This is a genomic window from Gemmatimonas sp. (genome assembly GCF_044345575.1).
Classification (GTDB): Bacteria; Gemmatimonadota; Gemmatimonadetes; order Gemmatimonadales; family Gemmatimonadaceae; genus Gemmatimonas.
Window position 1 is genome coordinate 1 of the sequence record NZ_JBIJAW010000107.1, and the last position, 9,861, is coordinate 9,861.

Below are 9,861 nucleotides of genomic sequence, written 5' to 3' on the forward strand. Positions count from 1 at the left end.
CACCGATATTCCCTCTTAGCCTCGTCGGTACCGGGCACCCGCGAAGGAGGGTGTTACGGCGCGATGAGTGGCTCCGTTCCGGACGCGCGTGGCCACCCGTGGGGTCGGTGCGCGCAGGACACTCCCCGTCATGTCGCATCCCAATTCGTTCGGCAGCCGCACCACCCTGCAGGTGGGCGACCGTCAGTATGCGTACTTCCGTCTCGACACCCTTGACGGCCTCACCGGAAGCACCGCCCGCACGCTGCCGTTCTCGCTGCGTGTGCTCCTCGAGAACCTCCTGCGCGGAGAGGACAACGCCTTCGTGAAGAAGGCCGATGTCGAAGCGTTGGCCCGCTGGGACGTGAAAGCGCCCGTCGACAAGGAAATCGCCTTCCGCACGGCACGTGTGCTCCTGCAGGACTTCACCGGCGTGCCCTGCGTGGTAGACCTTGCCGCGATGCGCGACGCCATGGTGGCCCTCGGCGGCGACCCCACGCGCATCAATCCGCTGCAGCCGGTCGATCTCGTCATTGACCACTCGGTGCAGGTGGACGAGTACGGCACCGAAGCGGCGCTGCTGCTCAACACCGAACTCGAGTTCGAGCGTAACGGCGAGCGCTACCAGTTCCTCAAGTGGGGACAGACGGCGCTGCGCAACTTCCGCGCGGTACCGCCGGGCACGGGCATCTGCCATCAGGTGAATCTCGAGTACCTCGCGCAGGTGGTGTTCACCGCTGCCGAGAACGGCGAGACGCTCGCCTACTGTGATTCGCTTGTTGGCACCGACTCGCACACCACGATGATCAACGGTCTCGGGGTGCTGGGCTGGGGTGTGGGCGGCATCGAAGCCGAAGCGGCGATGCTGGGCCAGCCGGTGAGCATGCTCATCCCCGAAGTGATTGGCTTCAAGCTGCATGGCAAGCTGCCGGAAGGCGCCACGGCGACCGACCTGGTGCTCACCTGCACCGAGATGCTTCGCAAGAAGAAGGTGGTGGGCAAGTTCGTCGAGTTCTACGGCCCCGGTCTCTCGAGCCTCGCGCTCGCCGACCGCGCCACCATCGCCAACATGGCGCCCGAGTACGGCGCGACGATGGGCTTCTTCCCGGTGGACGCCGAGACGCTCAAGTACCTGCGTCTCTCCGGACGCAGCGACGAGCAGGTGGCGCTGGTGGAAGCGTACACGAAGGCGCAGGGGCTCTTCCGTACCGATGAGACGCCCGACCCGGTCTTCACCGACACGCTCGAACTCGACCTGAGCACGGTGGTGCCGAGCCTCGCGGGCCCGAAGCGTCCGCAGGATCGCGTGGCCCTCACCGAGAGCAAGGCCAAGTACGCCGAAGCGCTCGCGGCGCAGCACGCGGCCACGGGGGCCGGCGCCGCGCAGTCGGTGACGTACAAGGGTGCGACGTTCGACCTGACCGATGGCGCAGTGGTGATTGCGGCCATCACGAGCTGCACGAACACGAGCAACCCGAGCGTGATGCTCGCGGCCGGCCTGCTCGCGAAGAAGGCCGTCGCGAAGGGGCTCACCACCAAGCCGTGGGTGAAGACGTCGCTGGCGCCGGGCTCCAAGGTGGCCACCGAGTACTTCCACAAGGCGGAGCTCATGGGCGCGCTCGACGCGCTGGGCTTCAACGTGGTGGGCTACGGCTGCACGACGTGCATCGGTAATTCGGGTCCGCTGCCGACGGAGATTTCGGAAGCGATCGACGCGGGCAAGCTCAACGTGGCGGCGGTGCTCTCGGGCAACCGCAACTTCGAAGGGCGCGTGAATCCGCAGACGCGCTTCAACTACCTCGCGTCGCCGCCGCTCGTGGTGGCGTACGCACTCGCCGGCCGCATGGACATCGACATGGCCACCGAGCCGCTGGGCATGGGCACGGATGGTCCGGTGTTCCTGCGCGACATCTGGCCGAGCCCGCAGGAAGTGGAGCACACGATCCTCGAGAGCGTGAAGCGCGAGCAGTTCACCACGCAGTACGCCGACGTGTTCAAGGGCGACAAGTACTGGCAGCAGATCGCGGCGCCCACGGGCGACCAGTACGCGTGGGACGGCAGCAGCACCTACGTGAAGAACCCGCCGTACTTCGAAGGCATGACGATGACGCCGCCGGGCATCCGCCCGATCACCGGCGCCAAGGTGCTGGGCATGTTCGGTGATTCCATCACGACCGACCACATCTCCCCGGCCGGCTCCATTGCGGCGGCGAGCCCGGCGGGCAAGTATCTCACCTCGCTCGGCGTGGAGAAGAAGGATTTCAACTCCTACGGCGCGCGTCGTGGCAATCACGAGGTGATGATGCGCGGTACGTTCGCGAACATCCGCCTCAAGAACGAGCTCACGGGTGGCAAGGAAGGCTGGTGGACGGCCACCGCGCCGGGCGCCGAGCCGGAAGCGATCTACGACGTGTCAATGGCGCGTCAGGCGGCGGGTGTACCGCAGATCGTCATCGCGGGCAAGGAGTACGGTACGGGCTCGTCGCGTGACTGGGCGGCCAAGGGCACGATGCTGCTCGGCGTGCGCGCGGTGATCGCGGAAAGCTTCGAGCGCATTCACCGCAGCAACCTGGTGGGCATGGGTGTGCTGCCGTGCGAATTCGTGAACGGTGAGACGCGTCAGAGCCTCGGCCTGACGGGCTTCGAGACCTACGAAATTGTGGGGCTCGACGAGTCGCTCACGCCGCGCGCGACGCTCACGGTGCAGGCGACGGCGACGGATGGCTCGGTGAAGTCGTTCAGCGTGCGCTGCCGCATCGATACGCCGGAAGAGATGCAGTACTACAAGAACGGCGGCATTCTGCCGTACGTGCTGCGGTCGCTCGTCTCGCGCTGAGTTTGGTGTAGGATCCGCCCCGGCGGACGACGGCCCCGGTCGCGAATGCACTTCGGGGGTGGCCGTGCGCACTGACGTGCGCCGGCGTCACCCCCGCAGGGATTCGCTCTCCGGGGCCGTCGTCCACCGGGGCTTTTTCGCGCGTACTGCTCGCGAGAGACCGGCGCGCGTGGCTTCGCCGCGCGCTGTGAGCTGAGGCGCGAGGTTTGCAATGATGCAGCCCGGCGGCCCCGCCGCCCCGTGAGCGGATCCCTGAGGGGGTGACGCCGGCGCGCGGAGCGCGCACGGCCACCCCCGAAGAGAGCAGCGAACGGGGTGTGCGGGAGCCAGCCGGGCGTGTCGCGCGCGCCCCGTCGTTACCGGCTGCCCGACGCCGCCGCGACAGCCGCGCCGAGTGCCGTGTACGCGTCCTCGGACATCTGGTTGAACGGGCGCGCGATGTAGACAATGCGCCCCTGCGGATCGATCACGAAGAGATGGCGCTTGTGCCAGAGCATGCCGCTCGCGCCGTAGGCCTTTCCCACGCTCTTGTTTTCGTCGGCCGCGAAGCGGAACGGGAAGTTCTTCTTACGGGCCCAGCCGGTGAGATCATCGATGTCATCGGTGCTGACCCCCACGAGCGTCACCTTCTGCCCACCCTTGAACAGCGCCGCGTACCGGTCGCGATAGGCTTCCATCTGCGTGGTACAGCCCGGCGTACCCGCCTGCGGGAAGAAGGCGAGGATCACCACTTCACCGCGATGATCGGCGAGCTTGAACGGGGTCGTCTCCACGCCCGACTTCGTCACCGTGGTGACGGTGAAGTCGGGGGCGGCGTCGCCGACCTTGAGCGTTTGGGCGCGCGCCGTCGTGGTGAATACGGCGAGCAGGACCAGTGAGCAGAGAGCGCGGAGCAACGGATCAGTTCCGGGTCGTGAGTTCGGGTAACGGGTAACGGCCCCGTATGCGACGAGCGACAGCGAGGCGCCCGCGGTTCCCGCCCGCCACTCAGTCGTCGTCGTCCTTGCCGTCGCGATCCTTGTCGCGGAACGCCCGGAACGCCGCCCGGATGTTGTTCTGGATCTTGGCGCGCACCATACCGGACACGTTCCCCTCGGCCGGATTGTAGAGCCCGCCCGCGGGCTTCGTGAACCACGAGGACATGTCGATCGTGACCGTCACGTTGTCCCCCGCGGCACCGATCTCCACCGGCTTGGTGAGCGGCACATCGAGCTTCGCGTTCACATCGTGCGTGAAGACGAACGGCTTCGCGTTGTACGTGCCCTCGAGCCGTACGCTGATCTCGCGGAAGTCGGGGTTCGCCAAGCGGAACGCCCGGTCCGTCGAATCGCTGCTCGACACTTTGTGGATCTCGAAGCGGATGGCCGAGTAGCTCCCGGCCGGGACCGGCACCGCCACGCGGCCGCCGTCGGTCCCGTTCACCGGAACATTTACGAGGAAGGGCCCGACCCGAATCGTGGGGCAATCGTCCTCGTCGTCACCATCCATGTCATCGTCATCGTCGTTGGCGCAGACGGCCGCCACCGACTTGAGCTTCACGTTTTTCACCACCACCTGCGCCTTGGTGATGAGGATCTCGTCAGCGCCGCTCTTGATGCTGAAGCCGGTCGCCGTTGCGGCCGACGTGACCTGTCCAGCAGCGCTGCTCGCGCCGGTGCCGGATCCGGAGGCCGACTGCACGGTGGCCGAAGTCGCCGGCGCGGCCACGAGGCGGAACCCGACCCCGACCTGGCCCGACGCGTTTGGCCCGGTCCCCTCACCGCAGGCGACAAGGAGCACCGCGGTGGCGGAGAGGACCAGCGACGACAACGAGGGCATCCACTTCATGAGACGTTCTCCCTACCAGTGAAAGGGATAATCGGCGCACCGCGGTGCGACCTGCTGTACGGCGCATAAGTTCACGAGGACGGGTGCGGATATCTGTGATCTGGCGCACGTTTGGCTTGCGACGCGTGGCGCCGGTGGCGCGCCCTGTCACGATCACACGACCCGGACTCATCCAGCGAAATCCATTGATTGCCCTCATCGTGAATCCCTGTGCCGGCCGTGGCCGTGCCCGCTCGCGCGCTGCCGTGGTGGAGCGGGCGTTGTCCGGCATTGGCGACGTACGTCGCTTCGAAACGGTGAGCGCCGGGGATGAGCGTCGATGCGCCAGCGAGGCCGTCGCGGCCGGCGCGCGCACCGTGGCCGTCGTCGGCGGTGACGGGTCGGTGCATCATGTCGTGCGCGGATTGCTCGACGCGACCACGGAGACGGCAACGGCGGTCCCCCTCGCCATCTTCGCGGCCGGGACCGGCAACGATTTCGTGAAATCGCTGGGGACGCCATCGCATGATGCCGAGGCGATGACGGCACGCATCGCTGCCGGCGTCACACGCCTCGTGGACGTGGGGGAGATCGATGGCATTCCGTTCGTGAACGCCGCCGGGCTCGGCTTCGACGTGGAAGTCCTCGAGCGCATGCAGCGCGTGACGCGACTGCGTGGCACTGCAGCCTACGTCGTCACAGCGCTCCGGGCCCTGCTCGGCTACGGGGGCTACGCCGCACAGTGGGCGCAGCGCGACGGCCGTCCGTCGTCAACGACGCATCTGCTCACCGTGTTCGCCAATGGCGCCACCTTCGGCGGCACCTTTCGTATTGCACCGCAGGCGCGGCTCGACGACGGCGCGCTGGAACTCGTGGACATCGACGCGCTCGCACCGATGAGCCGCCCCGCGGTGTTTCTGCGGGCGATTCGCGGCACGCACCTCGGACATCCGCACGTCACCCACGAACGCGGGAGCGCGTGGACGATCACGAGCGCCCAGCCGCTCACGTTCGAAGCGGATGGGGAACGGTACGTAGCGAAGACAAGGGAGATCGTCGTGCGCGTGAGAGCGAACGCCCTCTGCGTGATCGCGTAAACGGAGACGGGAGACCCGAGACTCCACCGGGAGAAACGAGGCGCGAGGCGACCAACCCCTCACTTCTCAATTCGAGAACGCTCGGCTCTCACTTCTATCCGGGCGCACTTCTCCCACTGAACGTCTCGATGCTCAATCTCACGTCTCGGAGCTCCCAAAAGGAACAGACCCGGTACGACCACGCCCCCACGCGTTTGGTCGTACCGGGTCTGTCGTTATCCGGCGCCCCCTCCACGAAGCGGTCGGACCTGCTGCTGTACCCCCCTGCAACTCTTCTGACACCACAACCTCTTGGAAAGTTGCCGGTCAGTCCCCTGCGCCCTGCCCGTCTCTACGTCAACCAGGTGCATGAGCCATGCCACGCCGGCCGCGACCGTTTCCCCCGGGTTTTCAGCGGAAACCGTCCATTCCGGCCACCCGTTGTCCTCCGCAGTGGTCACCAGGGTGTCGTTTCCTGGGACACCTCCGTAGTTCCCCCACGTGGACAAATGCCGCCCCGCGGCGGTAGCCTTCCCGCTGTTCCCTTCCGGCCAGATCCAACCTCAGGAGCCCCGATGTCCTTCCGTTCGCGTGTCGTTTCGCGCGTGGCCGTCCTCGCCGCCGCCATCGCCACCGTGCCTGCGTTCGCCGGCGCCCAGAGTGCGCTCAAGGTGGGCGACATGGCGCCCGACTTCACCGTCACTGCCGTGACCGCCAAGGGCGTCGATGCGAAGCCCTTCAAGCTCTCCGAGCACAAGGGCGAGACCGTCGTGCTCGCGTTTTTCCCCAAGGCGCGCACCAGCGGCTGCACCGTGCAGATGGAGTCGTATCGCGACAAGTACGCCGACGTGTTCAAGGGTGGCAAGAAGGTCACGCTCGTGGGCGTGAGCATCGATGCCGACACCTCCCTCATCTCGTGGGCGAAGGACGCGAAGTTTCCGTTCCACTTTGCCGCCGACACCGAGCGCAAGGTGGGCGTGGCCTACGGTGCCAATGCGGGCACCGGCTGGCACAAGCGTCACCTGTACGTGATCGACCCGCAGGGGCGCATCGCCTACATCACCACGCCGTTCAACCAGATGTCCGCCGACGCCTACACGGACCTCGGTAGCGCCATTACCAAGGCCGCCGGTACCAAGTAAACCGTATCGCGTCCGCGCTGTTCGTGACATCGTTGTCCAATCCCCGCGCCCTGCTCGCGGCCCTGCACGAGGCCGCGGTGCAGGGCGCGGCGCCGTTTGCGCGGACGAGAGAGGCCGTGCATTCGTGGTGGCAGGCGCAATCACTGCCGCCGGCCCTCGACGTGCCGGTCTATCTGTTCGCCCTCGGCAAGGCCGCACCGGCCATGGCGGCCGGCGCGTTCGCGGCGCTCACCGAACAGCGCACGCACATTGCCGGTGGCGTGGTGGTGTGTGCGCATGAGCCCACCACACGCGACTGGCACGACTTGCCGGTGTCCGATGTGCTGAAGGTCGTGCAAGGCGACCATCCGGTGCCGGGTCCAGGGTCACTCGCCGCTGCCGAAGCGATCGAAGACGTGCTCCACGGTATGGAGCCCGACGCCATCGCCATCGTGCTGGTATCGGGCGGCACCACGGCACTCTGCGCAGCGCCCACTCCCGCCTTGTCGCAGGCCGTGGGCTCGGCCGAGGCGGCGCAGGCAGTGCTCGCCAATCTCGCGCAGACCCTGCTTGAAAGCGGGCTCGCGATTCACGAGATGAACGCCATCCGCCGGCGCGTGCTGCGCTTCGGCGCCGGGCGTCTCGCCACGTCGCTCGCCGCACACGGCGCGCGCACCATCGCCACGTTCGCCATCAGCGATGTCATCGGTGACGATCCGAGCGTGATCGGCTCGGGCCCCTGCTCTCCCGACCCGCTCGACGACGCCACGTTCCTCGCGCTGCTCGATGCGCACGACATGCGCTCACGACTCCAGCTCTCGATGGCGCAGGTGCTCGGGCTCGCAGGGCGCGGCGCTCCACCCGCGGTGGCTTCCGCCACGCACGACGCGTTCTCGCGCGTGCACTACACGCTCGTGGCCCGCAACGCCGATGCGGTGAGCGCGCTCGCGGATGCCGCGCGGCATGAGGAGATCACGACCGTGCAAGTGGAATCACAGCCGCTCGAAGGTGAGGCCGCCACCCTCGGCGACTATCTCGCACGCCGAGCGCTCACGGTTGCGCGGGCGCTGCCCGCGGGAGAATCGGCACTACTCGTGTGCGGCGGCGAGCCGGTCGTGCACCTGCGCGACACGATCGACCGCGCGCTGCAGGCCAGTGAGGAGGACGACGCCCGGCGCGCCGAAGACGCGAGCCGGGCCGTAGCCGACTGGTCACCGGTGGATATCGACCGGGCGACCCCGCCGCGCGGACCGGTGGTCGCCGACGAACCGCTGCGTGGCGGGCGTATGCAAGTGCTCGCGCTTTCCGCGGCCCTCGCCCTCGAACAGGCGGCGATGCGCGGCGATCGCCACGCATGGCGCGTCATGGTCCTGGCCGCGGGCACCGACGGCCGAGACGGGCCCACCGATGCGGCGGGGGCGATCGTCGATGCGGCCGTGCCGGCGCTCGCGCGACGCGCGATGCGGGCCCCCGAAGAAGACCTGATGACCGGGCGGTCGTGGTACTCGCTGGACGCCGCCGAGGCGCTGGTGCGCACCGGCCCCACGGGCACCAACGTCATGGACGTGGTGGCGGTGCTGGTGCGCGGCTGACGGTCGCTGGGGATGTCTTCGGCACGCCTCGGCGGCAGCGCACCAACGGCGCCCGTCATGTTGTCATCGGCCGCCGAGCGGCGTAACGTGACGCATGTCCCCCCGTCGCCCTACGTCTCCCGCACCGGTCACCCCGGTCGACGCCCCCGCGCCCGCCGCTGAGGTGAGTGTGACGTCGGAGCCGCCGACTGGACGCGACACCGACGCCTTTCGACGGCGACCGCGGCAGTCACGCGGCCAGAAACGCGTGGAGCTGCTGCTCGACGCCGCCGCCACGGTGATCGCCGAGCAGGGACTCGAGGCGGCCACCGCCGAGGCCATCGCCGCCCAGGCGCGCACGGCCAAGGGGTCGCTGTACCAGTTCTTCCCCAACCGCGACGCCGTCCTGGCCGCGCTGGCACTCCGCTACGCCGACGAGATGCGCGCCATTCACGAGCGCGCCTTCCCCCTCGACACGCATGACGTGCCGCTCGAGCGGCTCATCGACCGCATCGTCCGGCCGCTCGCCGAGTTTCACGACCGCAACCCGGCCTTCCGGCGCGTCTTCGCGAGTCACGACGGCCCCGTCGACGATACCCGATCCGCCCCGGCCCGACTGCGGGCGCAGCTGTTCGAGTCGTTCGTCGACCGGCTCGACGTGCTCTTTGCCTCCCGCAACCCGCGGCTTGCCACCCGCGAACGGCGCCGCGCGGCGCTTGTGGCGGCCAGCATCGGCCAGTCGGTGCTCGCCATCCGCGCCCGGGCGCAGACCGCCGACAAGAAGCCGCTCGTGGATGATCTGCGGCGCATGCTGATCGCGTATCTCCAGCCGCTGCTGGAGCCGGTGCCGACAGGCCGGGCCAGGAAACGGGCGACGCCGTAGCCCCTCTGGGTTCCCGGACCCGCTAAATTCCCCGCATGGCCAACATCGTCACCATCGGAATCGTGCAGGACACGGCGTCCGATGATCTGGAGGCGAACGTCACCAAGGCTGTGGCGCGGGTACGCGACGCGGCCGCCAAGGGCGCCCAGATCATCTGCCTGCAGGAGCTCTTCAACGCCCCGTACTTCTGCAAGTCGGTCAAGCCGGAGCGCTTCGACATCGCGCAGGCCACCGACGGGCCCATCGTGCACACCTTTCAGGTGCTCGCGAAGGAACTCGCGGTCGTCATCGTGGTGCCGTACTACGAAAGGGAAGCCCCGGGGCTCTACCGCAACTCGGCCACGGTGATCGATGCCGACGGCAGCGTGCTGGGCACGTATCGCAAGATGCACATCCCGCACGACCCGCTCTTCGAAGAGAAGTACTACTTCGCGCCGGGCGACGTGACGGGCGACCAGCGTGCCGACAAGCACCCGGGCTTCAACGGCTTCCGCGTGTGGCGCACCAAGTACGCCGACATCGGGGTGCTCATCTGCTGGGATCAGTGGTATCCCGAAGGCGCGCGCATCACCGCACTGCTCGGCGCGCA

General features: G+C 68.0%; 8 protein-coding genes. 6 read left to right on the forward strand and 2 right to left on the reverse strand.

Annotated elements, in window-relative coordinates:
* Nucleotides 1–130 precede the first annotated feature (130 nt).
* Complete coding sequence (gene acnA, locus ACIQ6O_RS08265; RefSeq protein ID WP_396207305.1) at nucleotides 131–2,815, forward strand: aconitate hydratase AcnA; 2,685 nt, start codon at nucleotides 131–133, stop codon at nucleotides 2,813–2,815.
* 356 nt (nucleotides 2,816–3,171) lie between these two features.
* Here acnA and ACIQ6O_RS08270 read toward each other — a convergent pair whose 3' ends face one another.
* Nucleotides 3,172–3,711 (reverse strand): peroxiredoxin, encoded by a 540-nt coding sequence (locus tag ACIQ6O_RS08270; RefSeq protein WP_396207306.1) that lies wholly within the window; start codon nucleotides 3,709–3,711, stop codon nucleotides 3,172–3,174.
* Between the two features lie 91 nt (nucleotides 3,712–3,802).
* Nucleotides 3,803–4,642, reverse strand: a complete 840-nt coding sequence (locus tag ACIQ6O_RS08275; protein WP_396207307.1) for a hypothetical protein — start codon at nucleotides 4,640–4,642, stop codon at nucleotides 3,803–3,805.
* A 200-nt stretch (nucleotides 4,643–4,842) separates the two neighbouring features.
* Between ACIQ6O_RS08275 and ACIQ6O_RS08280 the strand changes: the two genes are divergently transcribed.
* From ACIQ6O_RS08280 to ACIQ6O_RS08300, 5 genes are all read left to right on the forward strand, one after another.
* Nucleotides 4,843–5,718: a diacylglycerol/lipid kinase family protein gene (locus ACIQ6O_RS08280; protein ID WP_396207308.1), complete on the forward strand. Its 876-nt coding sequence runs from the start codon at nucleotides 4,843–4,845 to the stop codon at nucleotides 5,716–5,718.
* Between the two features lie 554 nt (nucleotides 5,719–6,272).
* Complete coding sequence (locus ACIQ6O_RS08285) at nucleotides 6,273–6,839, forward strand: peroxiredoxin family protein (protein WP_396207309.1); 567 nt, start codon at nucleotides 6,273–6,275, stop codon at nucleotides 6,837–6,839.
* Between the two features lie 32 nt (nucleotides 6,840–6,871).
* On the forward strand, nucleotides 6,872–8,410 hold the full coding sequence (locus tag ACIQ6O_RS08290) for a DUF4147 domain-containing protein (RefSeq protein ID WP_396207310.1): 1,539 nt from the start codon (nucleotides 6,872–6,874) through the stop codon (nucleotides 8,408–8,410).
* A gap of 94 nt (nucleotides 8,411–8,504) precedes the next feature.
* Nucleotides 8,505–9,272 carry a TetR family transcriptional regulator gene (locus tag ACIQ6O_RS08295; RefSeq protein ID WP_396207311.1) on the forward strand — a complete coding sequence of 256 codons (768 nt, stop codon included), beginning with the start codon at nucleotides 8,505–8,507 and terminating at the stop codon, nucleotides 9,270–9,272.
* A 35-nt stretch (nucleotides 9,273–9,307) separates the two neighbouring features.
* The coding region (locus ACIQ6O_RS08300; RefSeq protein ID WP_396207312.1) for a nitrilase-related carbon-nitrogen hydrolase at nucleotides 9,308–9,861 on the forward strand (554 nt) is incomplete at its 3' end.